Annotated in this window: 20 protein-coding genes and 1 pseudogene; 2 read left to right on the forward strand and 19 right to left on the reverse strand. The window is 69.2% G+C overall.

The features are described from left to right. Positions 1-116 (forward strand): annotated as a pseudogene (locus ABLE93_RS20355) (IS630 family transposase); the annotation flags it as partial. A 72-nt stretch (positions 117-188) separates the two neighbouring features. Here the strand turns inward: ABLE93_RS20355 and ABLE93_RS20360 are convergent. The 17 genes from ABLE93_RS20360 to ypfJ form a co-directional block, all read right to left on the reverse strand. After that, positions 189-410: a hypothetical protein gene (locus tag ABLE93_RS20360; protein ID WP_348841661.1), complete on the reverse strand. Its 222-nt coding sequence runs from the start codon at positions 408-410 to the stop codon at positions 189-191. A gap of 213 nt (positions 411-623) precedes the next feature. Then, positions 624-2,267 carry a glucose-6-phosphate isomerase gene (pgi, locus tag ABLE93_RS20365; protein WP_348841662.1) on the reverse strand — a complete coding sequence of 548 codons (1,644 nt, stop codon included), beginning with the start codon at positions 2,265-2,267 and terminating at the stop codon, positions 624-626. Between the two features lie 14 nt (positions 2,268-2,281). Continuing rightward, positions 2,282-2,989, reverse strand: a complete 708-nt coding sequence (gene pgl / locus ABLE93_RS20370; protein WP_348841663.1) for a 6-phosphogluconolactonase — start codon at positions 2,987-2,989, stop codon at positions 2,282-2,284. A 25-nt stretch (positions 2,990-3,014) separates the two neighbouring features. Then, positions 3,015-4,490, reverse strand: a complete 1,476-nt coding sequence (zwf, locus tag ABLE93_RS20375) for a glucose-6-phosphate dehydrogenase (RefSeq protein ID WP_348841664.1) — start codon at positions 4,488-4,490, stop codon at positions 3,015-3,017. 353 nt (positions 4,491-4,843) lie between these two features. Continuing rightward, on the reverse strand, positions 4,844-5,074 hold the full coding sequence (rpsU, locus tag ABLE93_RS20380; RefSeq protein WP_012113273.1) for a 30S ribosomal protein S21: 231 nt from the start codon (positions 5,072-5,074) through the stop codon (positions 4,844-4,846). Positions 5,075-5,303: 229 nt separating this feature from the next. Next, complete coding sequence (locus tag ABLE93_RS20385) at positions 5,304-5,609, reverse strand: hypothetical protein (RefSeq protein ID WP_348841665.1); 306 nt, start codon at positions 5,607-5,609, stop codon at positions 5,304-5,306. A gap of 122 nt (positions 5,610-5,731) precedes the next feature. Beyond that, positions 5,732-6,844, reverse strand: a complete 1,113-nt coding sequence (locus ABLE93_RS20390) for a 5-(carboxyamino)imidazole ribonucleotide synthase (RefSeq protein ID WP_348841666.1) — start codon at positions 6,842-6,844, stop codon at positions 5,732-5,734. Positions 6,845-6,846: 2 nt separating this feature from the next. Then, entirely contained in the window at positions 6,847-7,329 is a 483-nt protein-coding gene (gene purE, locus ABLE93_RS20395; protein WP_348841667.1) for a 5-(carboxyamino)imidazole ribonucleotide mutase, read from the reverse strand. 78 nt (positions 7,330-7,407) lie between these two features. Further along, positions 7,408-8,343: a lipid A biosynthesis lauroyl acyltransferase gene (locus ABLE93_RS20400; protein WP_348841668.1), complete on the reverse strand. Its 936-nt coding sequence runs from the start codon at positions 8,341-8,343 to the stop codon at positions 7,408-7,410. A 22-nt stretch (positions 8,344-8,365) separates the two neighbouring features. Then, a complete protein-coding gene (locus ABLE93_RS20405) occupies positions 8,366-9,388 on the reverse strand; it encodes a zinc-binding dehydrogenase (RefSeq protein WP_348841669.1) in 1,023 nt (340 codons plus the stop codon). 22 nt (positions 9,389-9,410) lie between these two features. Next, positions 9,411-10,163: an SDR family NAD(P)-dependent oxidoreductase gene (locus ABLE93_RS20410; RefSeq protein ID WP_348841670.1), complete on the reverse strand. Its 753-nt coding sequence runs from the start codon at positions 10,161-10,163 to the stop codon at positions 9,411-9,413. 13 nt (positions 10,164-10,176) lie between these two features. Continuing rightward, positions 10,177-11,460, reverse strand: coding sequence for a beta-ketoacyl-ACP synthase (locus ABLE93_RS20415; RefSeq protein WP_348841671.1), 1,284 nt, complete (start codon positions 11,458-11,460; stop codon positions 10,177-10,179). Positions 11,461-11,642: 182 nt separating this feature from the next. After that, positions 11,643-12,836: a beta-ketoacyl-ACP synthase gene (locus ABLE93_RS20420; RefSeq protein ID WP_348841672.1), complete on the reverse strand. Its 1,194-nt coding sequence runs from the start codon at positions 12,834-12,836 to the stop codon at positions 11,643-11,645. After that, positions 12,829-13,302: a 3-hydroxyacyl-ACP dehydratase FabZ family protein gene (locus ABLE93_RS20425; RefSeq protein ID WP_348841673.1), complete on the reverse strand. Its 474-nt coding sequence runs from the start codon at positions 13,300-13,302 to the stop codon at positions 12,829-12,831. The genes ABLE93_RS20420 and ABLE93_RS20425 overlap by 8 nt, the downstream gene beginning before the upstream one ends. Positions 13,303-13,317: 15 nt before the next feature. Continuing rightward, positions 13,318-13,599 carry an acyl carrier protein gene (locus tag ABLE93_RS20430; protein WP_012113283.1) on the reverse strand — a complete coding sequence of 94 codons (282 nt, stop codon included), beginning with the start codon at positions 13,597-13,599 and terminating at the stop codon, positions 13,318-13,320. Between the two features lie 288 nt (positions 13,600-13,887). Then, positions 13,888-15,534, reverse strand: a complete 1,647-nt coding sequence (locus ABLE93_RS20435) for an acyl-CoA dehydrogenase family protein (RefSeq protein ID WP_348841674.1) — start codon at positions 15,532-15,534, stop codon at positions 13,888-13,890. A gap of 167 nt (positions 15,535-15,701) precedes the next feature. Further along, positions 15,702-16,592, reverse strand: a complete 891-nt coding sequence (gene ypfJ, locus ABLE93_RS20440; protein ID WP_348841675.1) for a KPN_02809 family neutral zinc metallopeptidase — start codon at positions 16,590-16,592, stop codon at positions 15,702-15,704. A gap of 184 nt (positions 16,593-16,776) precedes the next feature. Between ypfJ and rnhB the strand changes: the two genes are divergently transcribed. Continuing rightward, a complete protein-coding gene (rnhB, locus tag ABLE93_RS20445) occupies positions 16,777-17,514 on the forward strand; it encodes a ribonuclease HII (RefSeq protein WP_348841676.1) in 738 nt (245 codons plus the stop codon). 45 nt (positions 17,515-17,559) lie between these two features. On the opposite strand, the gene cydB is transcribed toward rnhB, so the two are convergent. Together cydB and ABLE93_RS20455 are read right to left on the reverse strand one after the other, a co-directional pair. Beyond that, the gene (cydB, locus tag ABLE93_RS20450) at positions 17,560-18,564 is read right to left on the reverse strand and encodes a cytochrome d ubiquinol oxidase subunit II (protein WP_348841677.1); all 1,005 of its coding nucleotides are present in this window, start codon (positions 18,562-18,564) and stop codon (positions 17,560-17,562) included. 25 nt (positions 18,565-18,589) lie between these two features. Further along, positions 18,590-19,984, reverse strand: a complete 1,395-nt coding sequence (locus ABLE93_RS20455; RefSeq protein WP_348841678.1) for a cytochrome ubiquinol oxidase subunit I — start codon at positions 19,982-19,984, stop codon at positions 18,590-18,592. Between the last annotated feature and the right edge of the window lie 103 nt (positions 19,985-20,087).

The raw sequence follows: 20,087 nt of genomic DNA on the forward strand, positions 1-20,087 counted from the left end.
AGAAGCGCACCGTCGAAGACACGTGGCGCCACATCGGAGACCTCGTCCACCGCATCCAGCCCGCCGAATGCTCAAACTACATCGCTAACGCAGGATACGCTTCAATCAAAACATGAAACGCTCTAGGCCCACCTACCCCGGGCCTCACTTAGAGGGAGCGCGGCTTGCCGCCTCCCTCTTTTTTCGCGTCAGAACCCCTGCGGGGCGGCGTCGTTCGCCGAACCGCTGCGCACGGTGATGGGGCGCACGTGCGCGAGGCGCAGGTCCGGGGTCTGGGTCAGCACGTCCTCGACAGGAATGCCGAGGCCACCAGCCACGGTCATGTACGGCTTCTGGGCGGTCATGCCGTTGACGGCCAGCGTGAGGACGATTCCGAAAAGCCCGAAGGCGGTGAGTTCGAGGGCGTTCATGTGTTCTCTCTCCCGGCACGTCCCGTGCCGCCGGGCGCCGCGTGGGTGAGTCGCTTCAGCTCGCGTCGCCATTCCGATGGAACGCCCCCGTTGTAGCCGGTCCGCCGACCCCTGTGGTATACATAATACGCAGAGATGCCCTGCATTGCTGCATGGCAGCAATCGCGTTTGCGGCGCAACAACCCGTTGCGCCGGCATGCCCCGCAAAAGGATTCAGGCCTTCGTCACCGCATCGAGATGCGCCAGCAGCCCGGCCGTGGAGCCTGAGGCGCCGTGGGGCAGGGCACCGCCGTTCAGCGCCGGCAGGAATTGGGTGGCGAGTTCCTTGCCGAGTTCCACGCCCCACTGGTCGAAGGCGTTGATGCCCCACACCGCCGCTTCCACGAACACCCGGTGCTCATAGAGCGCGATGATGCGCCCGAGGGTGAAGGGATCGAGCTGCGCATAGGCGATGGTCACCGAAGGCCGGTCGCCGGGAAAGACGCGATGGGGCGCGATCAGCGCCACCTGCTCGGCGTCGAACCCCTTGGTGACCAGCTGGGCCGCCGCCTCTTCCATGGTGCGCCCGCGCATGAGCGCTTCGGACTGGGCGAGGCAGTTGGCCACCAGCAGCGCCTGGTGGTCCTTGAGCTTCGGCGCGTGGCCTTCCGCCGCCACAAGAAACTCGACGGGGACGATGTCGGTGCCCTGGTGGAGGAGCTGGAAGAAGGCATGCTGGGCATTGGTGCCCGGCTCGCCCCACACGACCGGGCCGGTGGCGCGGGCCACAGGACGCCCGTCGCGGGTCACGCTCTTGCCGTTGCTCTCCATGTCCAGCTGCTGGAGATAGGCCGGCAGCCGGGCGAGGTGCTGGTCGTAGGGAATGATGGCGCGGGTCGGATATCCGCAGACGTTGCGGTGCCACAGCCCGACGAGCCCGAGCAGCACCGGCATGTTCTGGTCAAGGGGGGCGGAGCGGAAATGCTCGTCCATGGCGGCGGCGCCCGCCAGAAACTCGCCGAAGCGCTCGGGGCCGATGGCGATCATCACCGGCAGGCCGATGGCCGACCACACGGAATAGCGCCCGCCCACCCAATCCCAGAAGCCGAAGATGCGGTCGGCCGCGATGCCGAAGTCGCCAACCTTGTCGAGCGCGGTTGAGACCGCAGCGAAATGGTCGCCCACCGCAGCTTCGCCGAGCGCCTCGACGATGAAGGCACGCGCGGTGGCGGCATTGCGCATGGTCTCCACCGTGGTGAAGGTCTTGGACGCGACGATGAACAATGTGGTGGCCGGATCGAGGCCCTTGAGCGTGTCGTCGATGTGAGCGCCGTCCACGTTGGAGACGAAGTGGCAGCGCGGCCCGTCGTGATAGGGCGCGAGCGCGCCCGCCACCATGGCCGGGCCAAGGTCCGATCCGCCGATACCGATGTTGACCACGTCCTTGAAAATGGCCCCGCGGGCGCCGGCGATGCGCCCGTCGCGCACCTTGGCCGAAAAGGCGCCGAGGCGGGCGAGGGTCTCGTCCACGCCCGGCTTCACATCGATCCCGTCCACCGAGATCAGATCGTCCGAGCGGTTGCGCAGGGCGGTGTGCAGCACCGCGCGGTCCTCGGTGAAGTTGATGTGATCGCCGGCGAACATGGCCTCGCGCATGGCCTCAACCCCGCCGGCGCGGGCGAGGTCGAGCAGCAGCGGCAGCGTCTCGTCCGATATGGCGGTCTTGGAGAAGTCGAGCAGCAGGTCGCCATAGGAGGTAGAGAAGCGTTCGAAGCGCGTCGGATCGGCGAACAGGTCCGCGATGCGGCCGGTGCGGCGCTGGAAGGCCGCGTCCAGGGCGGCGAATGCGGCATCGGTCGCGCTAGCGTTCGCACTCATCGGCAGATTTCTCCTCAGGGGCACCACACCACGTCGAGCGGGGGCCGTGCCCGCAGCACGGCGCGCACCGGCAGGTCCTCAACGGGACCGTCGGCACAGGCGCGCTCCAGCACGGCGCGCTTCGCCATGCCCTCGATGTGCAACACCAGCGTGTCGGCTGCAACCAGGCGCGGCAGGGTGAAGGTGATGCGCGGTTCGCCCGCCGCCTCCGCTCGCACCGCCGCGAGGGCGGCGGAGCCATGAGGATCGAGGGCGGCGCCCAGCGCCTCGGCGCCAGGAAAGAAGGACGCCGTGTGCCCGTCGTCGCCCATGCCCAGCACCACCGCGGCGAAAGGCGAGGGGAGGCCCGCGACCGCCGCTTGGGCGGACGAAAGCCCCGCCTCGGGCGAGGCCTCGCCGGTGAACAGTGGCACAAAGCGCGCAGCCGACGCATGGCCGCGCAGCAGATGACGCCGCACTAGAGCGGCGTTCGAGCGCTCTGACGTCTCCGGCACCCAGCGCTCGTCCACCAGCGTCACCGCGACGCGCGACCAGTCGATCGGCGCGCCCGACAAAGTCTCGAGGAACAAGGCGGGCGTGCGTCCGCCCGAGACGGCGAGGCTCGCCGTGCGGCTGCGGGCGATCCGCCCGCGCAAGGCCTCCGCCACATGGGCTGCCAGCGCACGAGCCAGCGCGGGGGCATCGTCATAGGCGGAAAGGGCGATAGGGGTCGGGGAATGCACGGGACTCTCGGAGGGGCTGAAGCGATCAGGCGTCGTCGGTCCAGGTGCGTCCGTCGCGCTCGATGAGGGCGATGGCGGCGGACGGCCCCCAGGTGCCGGCGGTGTAGGGCTTCGGCGGCTCGCGGGACGCGCGCCAGGCGTCGAGGATCGGGTCGATCCACCGCCAGGCGGCCTCCACTTCGTCGCGCCGCATGAAGAGGGTCTGGTTGCCCCGCACCACGTCCATGATAAGCCGTTCATAGGCATCCGGGTTCCGCACGCCGAACACCGAGGCGAAGCTCATGTCGAGCGGCACGTGCTGGAGGCGCATGCCGCCCGGGCCGGGATCCTTGATCATCAGCCACAGCTTCACGCCCTCGTCGGGCTGAAGGCGGATGACGAGGCGGTTGGGCATGATGGGGCCGGCCTGCCCATCGAACACCGAATGGGGGATGGGCCGGAACGCCACCACGATCTCCGAGACGCGGGAGGCGAGGCGCTTGCCGGTGCGCAGATAGAAGGGCACGCCCGACCAGCGCCAGTTGCCGATCTCCGCCTTGATGGCGACGAAGGTCTCGGTGTCGGACTGGCCCGAGCCCAGTTCGTCCAGATAACCGGGCACGGCGCCGCCGGCGGATGCGCCGGCACGGTATTGGCCGCGCACCGTCATCTGCGCGGCATTGGCGTCGGTGATGGGCTCGAGCGCCTTTAAGACCTTCAGCTTCTCGTCGCGCACCGCGTCCGCGTCGAGGGAGACCGGCGGCTCCATGGCGACGAGGCACAGGAGCTGGAGGATATGGTTCTGCACCATGTCGCGCAGGGCGCCGGCGGTGTTGTAATAGCCCGCGCGCCCAGCGGTGCCGATGCTTTCGGCCACCGTGATCTGCACGTGGTCGATATGGGCGTTGTTCCACACCGGCTCGAACAAGGCGTTGGCGAAGCGCAGCGCCATCAGGTTCTGCACCGTCTCCTTGCCGAGATAATGGTCGATGCGGAACACCGCCTCCTCGCGGAAGACCCGGCCCACGGCGGCATTCACCTTCTGGGCCGAGGCGAGGTCCTTGCCAACCGGCTTCTCCACCACCACGCGGGTGTGCTCGGTGACGAGGCCGAAGGCGCCGATGCGCGCGCAGATGGGATCGAACAGGTCGGGCCCTACCGCCAGATAGAACACCCGGACCCGATCCTCGCCGGACTTCAGCACTTCGGCGAGGTCGGCCCAGCCATCGTCGGAGCTCGCATCCACCGACACATAGTCCAGCCGGTCCAGGAAGCGGGCGAGGCGGCCCGACTCCACGTCCTCGATGCCGTCGGACACGCCGATGGCGTCGCGGGCGAAGCTGCGGAAATCCTCTTTCGGCATCGGCCGGCGGGAGGTGCCGATGATGCGGCCGTTGTCGGGGATCTGGCCGGCGAGATCGCGCTCGAACAGCGCGGGCAGGAGCTTGCGACGGGCGAGATCGCCAGTGGCGCCGAAGACGACGATGTCGAAGGGCTCGACGGTGACAACGCGCGCGACCATTCAGCCTCTCTCCCCGGAGCCGCGGACGGCTCCACCTCGCGAAAGAGAACGCCCGGTCCCGATCGCCCGCTTCGACCGCGCGGCGCGCGCTCTCCCGCGGGCAGGGCGCGCCCAAGGCAGTCCATCAGGCCCGGCCCAATGGTCCGCGCACGGCGTCCATACACTCTAGAACCGGGGCCGCGAGGAGGAAACCGCGAAACGGTGACAGCCTTAAAACGCCTTAGTCAGCAGGCGTCGGCCGACGCCCATCGACGGCGCGCAAAGCGCAAAAATCCGCGCGACCGGGGTCGCGCGGACGGTGCAGGCTCTGCTCGATGACGACCGCGGCGCCCCGGCGGGACGCGCGCCCCGGCTCAGCGGGTCGGGCGCGGCTTGGAGGGGATCAGACCCTCGCGCTGGGCGCGCTTGCGGGCCAGCTTGCGGGCGCGGCGGATGGCCTCGGCCTCCTCGCGGGCGCGCTTCTCGGACGGCTTCTCGTAGTGGCCACGCAGCTTCATCTCGCGGAAGATCCCCTCGCGCTGCATCTTCTTCTTGAGCGCCTTGAGGGCCTGATCGACATTGTTGTCGCGGACGAGAACTTGCACGTGTTTACCTCTTCGAGCTGTTGCGCCGAGCCGGAGCCATTTCTGGGTCTGAAACACCGGACCGGATGAAGGCCGCGCGAACGCTAACCTTCCGCTGTCCGGAAGAAGCGCTCTCTTACCAGAACAAAGTATGCTTGTCCACACGCGAGAAGCCGCCACAAACGCTGGTGGCGCCTTGTGCCGGCTCACTTTCCGGCGACCGTCCGAGCCGGCCGTTCGGCGTGCAGGCTCAGCGGCCGGCCTGGAGCGGGGCGCGCGCCGACTCGGCGATCGCGGGCAGGACCAGGGCTGCGCCGGCCCGCTTCTGCGCCTCGCGGCACAAGGCGTCGAGTTCGCTGCGGATGGCGGCATCGGAGAAGCAGCTCGCCGCCTCCCGGATGCCTTGCATGAAGCGCAGCTCGATCTGGATCAGCCGCCAGCTGCAATAGCGCCCGGAGCGGGCCATATGGCGCGCGAGGTCACGCAGCCATTCGGAAAAACGGTCCTTGATCCGATCATCGAGATGATCGGTCTGAGATGTCTGCGCCACCGGCATCCCCCGAAACCATGTGGTATGTCGAAACCGCCCCCGGAGGGCTGAAGTCATGCGTCATCCCGGCCCGGCCGTCACCATGGCGATTCGCCTCAGTCCGTTGCGTCAGAGCCGGCTCAGGACCTTCAGCAGCCGTCATTTTCCGGCAGGTTGGCGCAGGCGGTGACATCCCGGCGCACCCGCACCACATGGCCCATCTTGCGGCCGGCACGGGCCTCTTCCTTGCCGTAGAGATGCAGCCGGGCACCGGGCTCGGCGAGCAAGGCGTGCCACTCGTGGACGTCGGCGCCGATCAGGTTGGTCATCTCCGCGCGGCCGAGGCGGGCGACCTCGCCGAGCGGCCAGCCGGCGATGGCGCGCACATGCTGCTCGAACTGGGAGGTGACGGCCCCGTCCTGCGTCCAGTGGCCGGAATTGTGCACGCGCGGGGCGATCTCATTGACGATCACCCGCTCCGACGAGGCGCAGCCGGTGACGAAGAGCTCCACCGCGAACACGCCCTCGTAGTCGAGCGCGCTGCCGATGGCGAGGGCGATGGAGCGGGCCTGCCGCGCGGCCTCGACGGTGAGCGCCGCCGGCACGGTGGAGGTGTGCAGGATGTGTTCGCGGTGGACGTTCTCGGTCACGTCGAAGGCAGAGAAGGCGCCATCCGCCCGCCGGGCCGCCACGACCGACACTTCCCGGGAAAAGGAGACGAAGCCTTCCAGGATGGCGCTCTGGCGGCCCAAGGCGTGCCAGGCGGCGGTGAGGTCGTCGCCGGGACGGATGGTCACCTGACCCTTGCCGTCATAGCCGAAGCGCCGCGTCTTCAGCACGGCCGGAAGGCCGATCTCCGCCACCGCGGCCTCGAGGCCCGGAAGATCGTCCACTGCAGCGAACGGCGCGGTCTCGATCCCGAGGTCGCGCACGAACGTCTTCTCGGCGAGCCGGTCCTGGGTGATGGCGAGTGCCTTGGCGCCGGGCCGCAGCGGCACGCGGGCGGCAAGGAATTCGGCGGTGGCCAGCGGCACGTTCTCGAATTCGTACGTCACCACGTCCACGCCCGCTGCAAAGCGATCCAGCGCGGCGAAATCGTCATAGGCGGCGCAGATGTGCTGCGTGCTCACCTGGAAGGCGGGGCTGTCCGGGTCGGGGCACAGCACGTGGGTCTTCAGCCCAAGCTCCGCCGCGGCGAGCGCGATCATGCGCCCGAGCTGACCGCCGCCGAGGATGCCGATGACGCTGCCGGGCGCGAGCATGGTCAGGACGGGCGATCCGCAACCTGGGCGGTGCGGGCGGCCCGCCAGGCGTCCAGCCGTTCCGCCAGCGCGGGATCGGAAAGGGCGAGCACGGCGGCGGCGAGAAGCGCCGCATTCGTCGCGCCGGCGGCGCCGATGGCCAGCGTCCCCACCGGCACGCCGGCGGGCATCTGCACGATGGAATACAGGCTGTCGAGGCCGGAGAGCGCCTTGGACTGCACCGGCACGCCGAACACCGGGAGCGGCGTCAGCGCCGCCACCATGCCCGGCAGGTGCGCCGCGCCGCCGGCGCCGGCGATGATGACCTTGAAGCCCTCGGCCTTCGCGCCGCGGGCGAAGTCGTACATCCGGTCGGGCGTCCGGTGGGCGGAGACGATGCGCGCCTCGCACGGGATCATCAGCGCCTCCAGCGTCTCCGCTGCGTGGCGCATGGTCTCCCAATCGGACTGGCTGCCCATGATGACGGCGACGTCGGCCGCGCTCATCCCTCAAGACCTTCGCAAAAGGAAAGCGCGGGCTTTATAGGATCGCCGCGGTGGGGGCAAGGGGCCACGCCGCCGCGTTCACCGCCAGCGGCGGTGCAGCCAGAGCCATTGGTCGGGATATTCGCGCACCCAGCCCTCGATCACCGAGGTGACGGCCTGCATGGCCCCCGTCACCTCGATCCTGCCCTCGGCATCGCGGGGGAGGGGCACCTCCTCGGTGATCTCCACCCGGAAGCGGGCGCCGGGCAGGCGGATGACGCGCATGCCGTGGACCGGGCAGTCGAACTGGCGGGCGAGGCGGGCCAACGTCGGGTTGGTGGCGCAGGGGCGGCCGAAGAACATCACCTGCGGCCCGCCGGTCCAATATTGGTCGATGAGCATGCCAAGGTGCTGGCCCTCGGCGAGCATGCGCGCCATCTGGCGGCCGGCGTCGCGGCCGGCGCGGATCAGGCCGGGCATGGTGCCGGAGCGCATCTCCTCGATGAGCGCTGCGGCGCGCTTGTTGTTGGGCGCGCGATAGAGCACTCCGCCCGGCACGTCGAATTTTGCGCCGGCGATGGCGCACATCTCCCAATTGCCGGTGTGGGCGGTGAAGAACAGGGCCGGGCGGCCATCGTCGCGCAGGCGTTCGAGGATCTCGGCGCCCTTCACCTCCACGCGGCCCGCGCCGGGGTGGGCGGGGTCATAGTCCCACAGACGGTCCTGCTGGGCGAACTCCGCGGTGAGCCGGCCCATGTTGGCCCACAGGCCGCGCACGAGCGCGTTGATCTCGGCCTTGCTCTTGTCGGGGAAGGCGGCGGTGAGGTTGCGCCGCGCAACCTTGCTCACCGCGAAGAAGGGGCCGAGCAGCTTGGCCCAGAAGGCCATGCCTCCGGCCGACAGCCAGAGGGGCCACAGCCTGAGCCACCACACGGAGAAGCGCACATAGCCCGCCACCAGCACCTCGGCGGCGGGCGCCAGCACGAGCTTCAGCCGGCGGATGGCCTTGCGGACGGGAGGGGGGAGCCGGGCCACGGTTCGGTGCGCTGCCCCGCCTTCAGAACTTCACCACGATCTTGCCGAACACCTTGCGGCTTTCCAGCCGCTCCAGGCCCTCGTTGAAGTTTTCCAGCGGCACCACGGTGTCGATCACCGGCTTGATGCCGCGGCCCATCTTCTGCAATCCGTCGGAGACGTTGCGGATGGTGGCGCCGAACGAGCCGAAGATCTTGTACTGACGCTGGAACAGCTGCATCAGGTTCATCTGCACGCTCACGCCGGAGGTGGAGCCGCAGGTGACGAGCCGCGCCCCGGGCTTCATGGAGAGCAGCGAGGCATTCCAGGTGTCGGCGCCCACATGCTCGAACACCACGTCCACGCCCACCTTCTTGGTGATCTTGCGCACCTCGTGCTCGAACCGGTCCTTGCGGTAGTTGATGACGTGGTCGGCGCCCAGCGCCTTGGCCTTCTCCAGCTTCTCGTCGTCGCCCACGGTGGTGATGACGGTCGCGCCCACGTCCTTGGCGAGGCGTATGGCGGCGGAGCCGATGCCCGAGCCGCCGGCGTGGACCAGCACGGTCTCGCCCTCGGCAAGCTCCGCATTGTCGAACAGCATGTGTTCGACGGTGGAGAAGGTGATGCCGGCGCAGGCCGCGTCCTCGAACGACACGCCCTCGGGGGCGGGGATGACGAGGCGCTCGGGCATGTTCAGCACGTCGCGGGCGAAGCCGTCGATGTGGAAGCCGAGCACGCCGCCCACGCTCTCGCACAGATTGTCACGGCCCTTCAGGCAGTTGCGGCAGTGACCGCAGGTCATGGCGCCGTACATGGCGACCGTCTGGCCGACCTTGAGCCCGCGCACGTCGGCGCCCAGCGCAACGATCTCGCCCGCCGCCTCGGCGCCCACAACCAGGGGCATCTTGCGCTTGGCGAAGGCCATGCCGCGCCAGCCCCACACGTCGATATGGTTGAGCGCCAGCGCCTTCACCCGGACCTGCACCTCGCCGGCGCCGGGGGCTTCCGCCTCGGGGAGATCGACGAGTTCGAGCTTGCGGTCGGAAACGAGCTGGAGGCCACGCATTCTTTTGTCTCGGAAGGTTGGATCAGCGGTGGGCGGCGAGCGAGGCGGAGAGCCCGCCATCCACCGGCAGAACGGCGCCGGTCATATAGCCCGCGCCGGGGGAGAAGAGAAAGGCCACCACCTGTGCCACGTCATCGGGCGTGGCGAAGCGGCCGGCGGGGATCTGCGCCTCCATTTTCGCGCGATAGTCCGCATACTTCTCCAGCATGGCGGTATCGATGAAGCCGGGGGCGACGTAGTTCACCGTCACGCCCCGCCGCGCGGTCTCGATGGCGAGGCCGCGCACATGGGCGAGCAGCGCCGCCTTGGAGGCGGCATAGGCGGCATTGCCCTGGTTCGCCTGCAGCGCCGCCACAGAGCCGATGGCGACGATGCGCCCGGTGCGCGCCCGCGTCATGGGCCGCACCAGCGCGCGGGTGAGGCGGACGAAGGCGAAGTGGTTCACCTGCATCACGCTTTCCGCCTTGTCCTGGTCGATCATGGCGGCGAGCGTGTCGTAGGAGGCACCGGCATTGTGGCAGAAGCCGTAGAAGGTTTCTCCCGCCTCCAGCTCCTCGGCGAAGGCCTCCACCGCGGCGCGGTCGGCCAGATCGAGCGCGCGGGCAGAGACGGTGGCGCCGGGATGGGCGGCACGGATGTCGGCGATCAGCGCCTCGGCCTCCGCCACCGCCGAGCGGTAGGTGAAGACGACCGGATGGCCGGCCACGGCCAGCGCCCGCACGATGGCCGCGCCGAGGCCGCGGCCGCCGCCGGTGACGAGGATGGGAGCGCTCATTCGGCGGGCCGCCTCACGCCGGCTCCGCCGCCAGCACGAGGCACACGTTCTGGCCGCCGAAGCCGAAGGAGTTGGAGATCACCCGCTTCACCTGCGCATCGCGGGCGACGTTGGGCACCACGTCCAGCGGAATGGCCGGGTCGGGGATGGCGTAGTTGATGGTGGGCGGGATGCGGCCGTTCTGGATGGTCAGCAGCGAGACCGCCGCCTCGATGGCGCCGGCCGCGGTCAGGGTGTGGCCGATCATGGACTTGTTGGAGGAAATGGGCGTGGCCGCCAGCTTCTCCTCGCTGAACACGCCCTTGAGGCCGACATATTCCATGCGGTCGTTCTCGGGCGTCGACGTGCCATGGGCGTTGATGTAGTCCACGTCATCCGCCGTCACGCCGGCATCGGCCAGCGCATTCTTCATGCAGCCGACGATGGGGCGTCCGTCCGGGCTGGATCGGGTGCGGTGGAAATTGTCGGCCATCTCGCCGCAGCCTTCCAGCACGCCGAGGATCTTGGCGCCGCGGGCCACCGCATGGGCGTAGCTTTCCAGCACCAGCGCCGCGGCGCCCTCGGCCATGACGAAGCCATCGCGGTTCTTGGCGAAGGGGCGGGCCGCCTCCTCGGGCTTGTCGTTGGCGGTGGTGAGCGCCGACAGCAGAGAGAAGCGGATCAGCGCCTCGGGATGCACCGAGCCATCGGTGCCGAGCGACAGCGCCACCTCGGTCTCGCCGCGGCGGATGGCCTCGACGCCGAGCTGGATCGCGGTGGCGCCGGAGGCGCAGGCGGTGGACAGCGAGATGGGCTGGCCGCGGGTGCCGAACCTGTCGGCGAGCCGATCCGCCACCGAGCCGAACAGGAAGCGCTCGTGCCAGGGACGGAACTTGCCGGACGCCGCGGCGCCGAGCAGGTCGTGATAGACGATGGGGTAATGACCCACCGCATCGGCGATCTGCTGGCGCTCCGGCCATTCCAGCTCCACCGGCGGCACGGCCGCGAAGAGCGGGCCCGGGAAGTCGCCGTCCGCACCGATGCCGGATTCCGAGATAGCCTCCTCGGCGGCGAGGGTCGCCAGCTTCTCGGAGAGGTTGGGCGCGGCCACCCGGCCGTCGAACAGGAAGTCCACCGTGCCGGCGATGGTGGTGCGCATGCCCTCGATGGGGAAGCGGGTGATGGTGTGGATGCCGCTTTCGCCGGCCGTCAGCCGCCGCCAGTTGTCCTGCTTGCCCTGGCCGAGGGAAGTGACGATGCCGATTCCCGTGACCACCACGATGGGGCGGCCGAACTTGTCCAGATGCGCCTGCGTCATGCTTCGCGGCTCCTATCGGTGAAGCGCGCCCGCCCCGGCGCTGCTCGAAGGGCGCGCCGGGTCCGTGCTGTGGAACGGCCCGGCACTCGCGCCGGAAAATACGCCGAAGCCGGCGCAAAGGACAATGTGGGGCTTCCCGGCCCCCAAGTGGCGTCGGCCCAGACCGGAGAACGGAAGACCCCTCAGGCCTTCTCCACCAGGCCGGCGCCTTCGCCGCGCCAGTGGCCGACCTGCGTGACGATGGCGCGGGTGACGCCGTCGGCCGCCTTCTCCAGCGGGTCGCCGGCGACCGGCGGGAAGAGCGTGCCCTTGGAGACGGCGAGCGCCGCGAGGGCGAGGCCGGCGATGAACTGGGCCTCGAAGCCGTGGCCGAGGCGGTTCGCCACCGCGCGCACCGGCAGCCCGCTCGCGGCGAGCACGCCGGCTTCGGCCTCGGTGGCGTCGCGTGCGCCGGTGACGCCGGAGATGACGGCGGTGCCGGCAGACGTCCCTGCGGCGTCGAGCAACGCCTGCACCTTGGCGGCGACGGTCCCCGCGACGGCGCGCTTCGCGCGCTCGGACCACACGCCCGACAGCTTGGCGATGGGCGTCGCGCCGCGCGCCTTGGCATGCTCGGGCGATTCCAGCACGAGGAAGGTGCCCATGGAGCCCGAGGCGATGCCGGACGCGGTGAAGGCGGTGCGGTAGTCGCCCTTCAGGCAGAAGCCGTCCAGGTCATTGAGAAGCAGCGTGTCCTCGCGCTCGGCATTGTAGGCGCCGCCGACGAGAGCGATCTCGCTCTGCCCTGCCGCGATGCGCGAATAGGCGACGCGGGTGGCATCCACCCCCGAGCTCTCCTCGCCCATGAAAGTGCGCGACGAGCCGGTGACGCCGTGGACGATGGAAATGTTGCCGGCCAACAGGTTCGACAATTGCGCCAGCGACAGGGTCGGGCGCAGGTCGGACAGGAGCCGCTCGTTGAGCAGGCGCCCGGCGTCGTTGGAGGCCGAGAGGTCGTTGAGGATGGCGGCATCCACCTCGAAATCGCGCTCGCCACCGCCGGCGGCGACGATCATGTCGGTGTTCGAGAGGATATCGGTGTTCTTTGCGATCCCGGCTGCGTCGAGCGCGAGACCGGCCGCATACGTGCCGATGCGCTGCCACGGCTCCATCTGCCGCTGGTCGCCCTTCTTGGGGATCTGGCTGTCGAAATTCACCTTCACCAGCGGATGCACCACATAGGGCGCGTAGGTTGCGGTGTCGGTCACGGGGGCCGCGCCGGATGTCAGGGCCTCCCAGTGGGCGTCCAGTCCTTCCCCGAGGGAAGAGACGAGGCCGATGCCGGTGATCCAGACGTCGCGCTGGATCCGGCGCCGGCCGTCGTTCGCGTCAGGCATCGGCGAAATCCGCAAGGGGGAAGGAGACGTGCTCGGCGACCTTCATCACGACCGGCTTCATCTTGCCCTCGGGCCAGGGAAGCACGCGGAAGGTGAGCTCGGCGTTGCAGATGGGCTTGCCTTCGAGCGTGGCGCTGGTCTTGGCCACGACGAAGCCGGAGCCTTCGTGCAGGATCTCCGAGAACAGGTCGAGATTCTGGCCCGGCAGCACGAAGGTGCGCAGCTTGGCTTCCTTCACCGTGGCGAGGAAGGGCATCTTGTTGAAGCGGTTGCGCGCCAGCACGAGCCAGCCCGTGGTCTGGGCCATGGCCTCGATGAGCAGCACGCCGGGCATGATGGGATAGCCGGGGAAGTGCCCCTCGAAGATGGAGCTCTCCTGCGGCACCATCCCCTGGCAGTGGATCTTCTGGAGCGACGGGTCGATGGTGACGACCCGGTCGATCATCTTGAAGACTTCAGGACGCATCTATCCCGTCCGGCCTCACGCGGCCTTCGCAGCGACCAACTCGTCGATGCGGGCGCAGAGGTTCTTGAGCACGAAATACTGCTCTGTGGTGGCCTTGCCGTCGTTCACTTCCTGCGTCCACTGCTCGAGCGGCAGCTTGATGCCGAACGCCTTGTCGATGGCGAAGGCGATGTCCAGGAAGTCGAGGCTGTCGATGCCGAGGTCGTCGATGGCGTGGCTGTCCGGCGTGATGGTGTCCCGCGGAATGTCGCAGGTTTCCGCGATGATGTTGGCCACCGTGTCGAACGTCGAAGACATGGACTGACGCCTCTCTCGTACTCGGCCGGTCCGGCCGCCGCCGCCATGCGCATCATGCGTTCTTGCATCATGCAGGGCGCCGCCATGGCCGAGGGTTGGCCGCATGGCCCCTTCGGAATGAGTTGTCGGCCCCTATAGCGAAGGCTGCAAGAGGTTTCAATGGCCGACGCCGAACAGCCCGCGCGAGAGGTTCTCCCGGCGGTACCGTGCGTTGGGCGTGCTTCGCATGCCCGGCCCGCGGAGGCAAGGGGCGCCAGCGCCCGGCGGCTCGCTGGACGCGGGCGAAGCTCAGGCGGCCCGCGCCCGCGAAAGAAGCAGATCGCGCACGTTTTCCACTGCATTGGCGCCGAACGGGCCGCGCCCGACGGCAAGGCGGGTGGCCGCGAACGCCTCCGCCACCTCAAGCGGCGCCGATTCGGCAAGGGCGGCGACGGCGGCGAGGGTCGCCAGGCGGTCAGCCGCCCGGCGGGCGAGCGCTTCCCGCTCGGGCGCGTGCAGCGCTGCAAGGATGTGGTCGACGGTCGCGGCGGCGCCGGGCAAACCCTCGGTCTGCGCCTTCAGCGCCGCGAGGACGGTCTCGACGGCGTGGGGCTCGCGCGCCGCCACCCGCAGCAAATCGAGGGCCATGACGTTGCCGGAGCCTTCCCAGATGGCGTTGACCGGGGCTTCCCGATAGAGCCGCGGCAGGGCGCTCTCCTCCACATAACCGTTGCCGCCCAGCACTTCCATGGCCTCGGCGATGAACGCCGGGGCGCTTTTGCAGACTGCGAACTTGACCACCGGCGTCAGCACGCGGGCACGGGCGGCCTCCTCGGGCGACGTGGCCGCCTGGTCAAAGCTCGTCGCGAGGCGGAAGGCGAGGGCCGCCGCAGCCTCCGCTTCCAGCGCAAGGTCGGCCAGCACCATGGCCATGGCGGGCTGATCCACCAGCTTGCGCTGGAAGACGGTGCGATGCGCCGCATGGTGGAGGGCGCGCGCCAGCCCCGCCCGCATGAGCCCGGCGGAGGAGGACGCGCAGTCGAGCCGCGTCAGCTGCACCATCTCGATGATGGTCGGGATACCGCGCCCCTCCTCGCCGACCCGCCAGGCGAAGGCGCGAGCGAACTCGACCTCGGAGGAGGCGTTGGACGCATTGCCAAGCTTGTGCTTGAGCCGGACCAGCCTGAGGCCGTTGACCGCGCCGTCGGGCCGGAAGCGGGGCAACAGGAACGCGGTGAGTCCCCCCGGCGCCTGCGCCAGCACCAGGAAGGCGTCGCTCATGGGGGCCGAGAAGAACCATTTCTGCCCAGTGATCTCATATTCCTCGCCGCCCACCGGCACGGCCTTTGATGTGTTGGTCCGCACATCGGTGCCCCCGGGCCGCTCGGTCATGCCCATGCCGAGGGTGATGCCCGCCTTTTCCCAGAAGGGCAGAAACCGGCCGTCGTAATTGCGCGACCGGATGCGCGGAAGGAAATCGCGCAGCAGATCCGGCGCCGCCGCAAGGCACGCCGGAGCGGCATGGGTCATGGTGAGGGGGCAGACGTGGCCGGCCTCCACTTGGCTGACGAGATAGAGGCGCGCCGCCCGCGCCGCATGGCCGTCCCCGCGCGCCTCCCAGGTGGAGCAGTGCAGGCCTGCGGCCATGCTCTGGGCCATCAGCGCGTGATAGGCGGGGTGAAATTCCACCATGTCGCAGCGTCGGCCACTTGGGTCGAGGGCATGCAGCTCCGGCGGATGAGCGTTGGCGAGGCGGCCGAGGGCGAGCTGGTCGCTGCCGCCCCAATGGCTCGCGAATTCCGCGATCTCGCGGCCGATACCGGCGCGCGTCGCGCAGGCCGCGAGCGCGGCGTCGCCGGCTGCCAGGTTCACGTCCGCATAAGGCGGCGGCTGGTTGGCGTCCACATCGTCGGACGGCCAGACGTCCCGGACCGCTGCAGTTGGCGCTGCGTCCATGGCGTTTCCCCACTGGCGCGCCCCCTGCCGGGGCCTGCGCCGGCCTTGCGGTTGGCGGGGGGTACCCGCATCCGCAAGGCTTTTACAAGTGGTGCGGGCATTCACCGGCAAATGCAAGCCGGCCCGTATCCACCGGAGGGGTCAAAGGCAACGATCGCCGCCTGCCGTCACTGGAAGGTATTGCACTGCTGCATGGAGCCCGATTTCAGGCCGCGCGTGAACCAGCTCACGCGCTGCTGGGACGTGCCGTGGGTGAAGCTGTCCGGCACAGCATAGCCCTGCGAGCGCTTCTGGAGCGTGTCGTCGCCGATGGCGGTGGCGGCGCCCAGCGCCTCCTCCACGTCGCCCGGCTCCAGGATGCGGAAGCGCGCATTGGCGTGGTAGGCCCACACGCCCGCGAGGCAGTCGGCCATCAGCTCCACGCGCACCGACAGATCGTTGGCCTCGGCGCGCGAGCCGGCGCGCGCCTGCGCCTGCTGCACCTTGGGCAGGATGCCGATGAGGTTTTCCACATGGTGCCCCACCTCGTGGGAGATCACGTAGGCGGCGGCGAAGTCGCCGGGCGCCCGGAAGCGGTTCTTCATCTCCTGGAAGAAGGTGAGGTCGAGATAGACCTTCTGATCCAGCGGGCAATAGAACGGCCCCATGGCCGACTGGGCGCCGCCGCAGGCCGAGCGGGTGGCGCCGGAGAACAGCACCAGCTTGGGTTCCTGATAGGTCTTGCCGTCGGCGCGGAACAGCTCGGTCCACACGTCCTCGGTCTGGGCCAGCACCGCGGAGGCGAAGCGGCCGAGCTCGTCGGAGGGCGGGGCCGAGCGGGTCTGCTGTTGCTGCTGAGGGGCGCTCTGCTGGTAGGATGGGCCACCGCCGCCGCCGGTGATGGCGTCGAGCCCGCCGATGAGGATCGCGGGGTTGATGCCGAGCGCCCAGCCGATGATTCCGACAATGATGATGGTGCCGATGCCGAGGCCACCGCGCCCTCCCGGCATCTGGAAACCGCCGCCCGCGCCGCGCCGGTCTTCCACATTGTCGCTGGACCGGAAATCCTCCCAACGCATGGCATTCTCCCGAATTGCTTCGTCTTCGCCGCGTCCGTCACCGCATGCCTGGGCGCGGGGCTCCAGGAGCGGGGCTGAACATGGTGCTACACCGTGACAGGGGCAATGCCCAGCTTCGCCTCCGGTTCCATGGTATCTAGGAGAGGACCGGCGAATCGGGCCGGCCGAGCCGGGCGGATGGAGCATGCCGACGCGTCCCAAAAGCGAAGCTGACACGGCCCTTCGCCGCCCGCGCGGACGGCCGCCGCGCATCGCGGCCCCGGTCGCGCCGGCCTGGATCGGCCTCGATTTTTCCCGCGAGCGGGACCTGCTCGCGGCGGGCCATCTGCCGGTGGCGGGCGCCGATGAGGTGGGGCGGGGGCCGCTGGCCGGTCCCGTCGTGGCAGCGGCGGTGGTGCTCGATCCCGAGCGCGTGCCCCAGGGCCTCGACGATTCCAAGAAGCTGACGCGGGCGCGGCGCGAGGCGCTTTATCTCGAGATCTGCGCCACCGCCGAGGTGGCGGTCACCATGGCCCCGCCCACCCGCATCGACCGTGACAACATCCGTCAGGCGACCCTCTGGGCGCTCGCCCAGGCGGTGAAGGCGCTGCCCTGCCGGCCGGCTTTCCTGCTGGTGGACGGCAACGATCCGCCGCAGGTGCCGTGTCGGGTGGAGGCGGTGGTGGGGGGCGACGCGCTGGTTGCCTCCATCGCCGCGGCGTCCATCGTCGCCAAGGTGGTCCGCGACCGCCTCATGGCCGGCGTCGGCGCGGCCTTTCCGGCCTATGGCTTCGAGCGCCACATGGGCTATGGCACGCCGGAGCACGGCGCGGCCCTGCGCACCCACGGCCCCTGCTTGCACCATCGCCGGTCGTTCGCGCCGGTGCGCGAGCAGCAGCTCGCCTTGTTCGGCATGGTCCCCGAGATCGAAGCGGCGGAATAGGCGGCCGGCCTTGCCGGACCTTGGGTCGGTCCGCCGCCCCAAGGGTCAGTGGTAGCCTTCGCCCTCGCGCACCTTCCCGCGGAAGATCCAGTAGACGAACACGATGTAGCCCAGCACCACCGGCAGCAGGAAGATCACGCCGAAGAGCATCAGGATCTGGCTCGGTGGCGCCGCTGCCGTCTGCCACACTGTGAGGCTGGGCGGGACGAGGTAGGGGAAGGTGGAGATGGCGAGGCCGATGAAGCCGAGCAGGAACAGCCCCACCGTGCCGAAGAAGGGCAGCATCTCCCGCCCCGTCCGCAGCCAGTGCCAGACGGCGAAGGCGACACCCGCGGTGATGATCGGCACCGGCATCAGGAAGAAGAAATTGGGCAGGGAGAACCAGCGGGCGCCGATGCGCTCGATGGCGAGCGGCGTCCACACGCTCACCAGCGCCATGAACACCAGCACCGCGAAGAGCAGGGGCAGGGCGTGGCGGCGCGCCCGATCGGCCACCGTGCCTTCGGTCTTGATGAGCAGCCAGGTGGTGCCGAGGAGCGCGTAGCCCGCCACCACGCCGGCGCCGCACAGGAATGCGAAGGGCGTCGCCCAGTCGAGGGGACCACCGGCGAAGGCGCCGTCCTTCACCGTGATGCCCTGCACGAGGCCGCCGAGAATGACGCCCTGGCAGAAGGCCGCCACAATCGAGCCGGCGGTGAAGGCGAAATTCCACCAGCGCTGGCTCGACAGGGCCACCCAGCGGAACTCGAAGGCGACGCCGCGGAACACCAGTGCCAGCAGCATGACGATGACCGGCAGGTAGAGCGCCGGCATCACGACCGCATAGGCCTTGGGGAAGGCGACCCACAGGCCGCCGCCGCCCAGAATGAGCCACGTCTCGTTGCCGTCCCAGAACGGCGCCACCGTGTTCATCATGGTGTCGCGCTCCTTCTCCTCCTTGGCGAAGGGGAAAAGGATGCCGATGCCGAGGTCGAAGCCGTCCAGCACCACATACATGATGACCGCGACGCCGATGATGAAGCCCCAGATGACGGGGAGATACCATTCCATGGTCGTGTCCTCCTTCGCGTCGGGGTCAGGTACCGGGAGTCATCTGGCCTTCGCCATGGGCGGCGGCGAGCGGGCGTGAGGGGCGCTCCTTCGACGGCGGCTGGATCAGCGGGCCTTCCGGTCCCCGCACGATCAGCCGGTTCATGAAATAGATGCCGGTGGCGAAGATGATGGCGTAGACCACGAGGAACAGCACCAGGGTCAGCCCGACCGTCCAGCCGGCGAGGGGCGACATGGCGTCCTCGGTCCGCAGCAGGCCCTCCACCACCCAGGGCTGGCGGCCCTGCTCGGTGACGATCCATCCGGCGAGGATGGCGATGAAGCCCAGCGGCCACGACCACGAGGTGACGACAAGGTACCAGCGCGTGGTGGTGGCGCGCCCCTTGAAGAGCAGCCACGCCCCGATCCAGCCGAGCAGAATCATCACCACGCCCACCCCGACCATGGCGCGGAAGCCGAAGAACGGTCCGATCACCGGCGGGCGGTCCTGCGGCGCGAAGTCCTTCAGGCCGGGAAACAGGCCGTCGAGGCTGTGGGTGATCATGAGCGAGGCGCCGCGCGGGATGGAGATCTCGAACAGGTTCTCCTCCTTCGCCGCGTCGGGCCAGGCGAACAGCACCAGCGGGGCGGGCTTGGAGCTGTCCCAGTGCGCCTCAACCGCGGCGATCTTCGCCGGCTGGAAGTGAGCGGTGTTAAGGCCGTGGCTGTCGCCGACGAAGGCCTGGATCGGCCCGACGATGGCGAGCATGCCGATGCCCATCACCATCATGACCTTGGATTCATCCTGGAACTTGCCCGCGAGCAGGTAGCGCGCGCCGACGGAGAGCACCACGAGGGACGTGGTGAGATAGGCGGCGAGCAGCATGTGCGGCAGGCGCCAGTGGAAGCTGGGGTTGAAGATGATCTGCAGCCAGTCGAGGGGATAGGCGACGCCGTCGCGCAGCTCGAAGCCGGCGGGGGTCTGCATCCAGCTGTTGGCGGCGAGAATCCAGAAGGCCGACATGAAGGTGCCGAACGCCACCACGCAGCACGACAGGACGTGCAGCCACGGCGGCACGCGGCTCCAGCCGAACAGCATGATGCCGAGGAAGGTGGCCTCCAGGAAAAAGGCGGTGAGCACCTCGAAGCCGATGAGCGGCGCCACCACCGAGCCGACGAACTCGGCATAGCGGCTCCAGTTGGTGCCGAACTGGTAGGACAGCACGATCCCCGACACGACGCCCATTGCGAACGAGACGGCGAAGATCTTGGTCCAGAAGCGGGCGAGGCGGTGAAACACCTCGCGCCCGGTTTTCAGCCAGATCAGCTCCAGGGTCGCGATGAAGGCGGACAGGCCGATGGTGAAGGCCGGAAAGATGACGTGGAATGAGACTGTGAAGGCGAACTGGATGCGGGCGAGGGTGACAGGATCGAGATCCATCGCGTCGGCTCCTTGTCTCGTCCGCTCAGGCCAGGGCCTCGGCCCCCGCCACTCCAGCCGGCGCGGCCGTCTCGGGCGGCCGTGGACGGCGGCGGACAGCTAT

Source organism: Xanthobacter pollutisoli (genome assembly GCF_040044995.1).
In the GTDB taxonomy this organism is placed as follows: domain Bacteria; phylum Pseudomonadota; class Alphaproteobacteria; order Rhizobiales; family Xanthobacteraceae; genus Xanthobacter.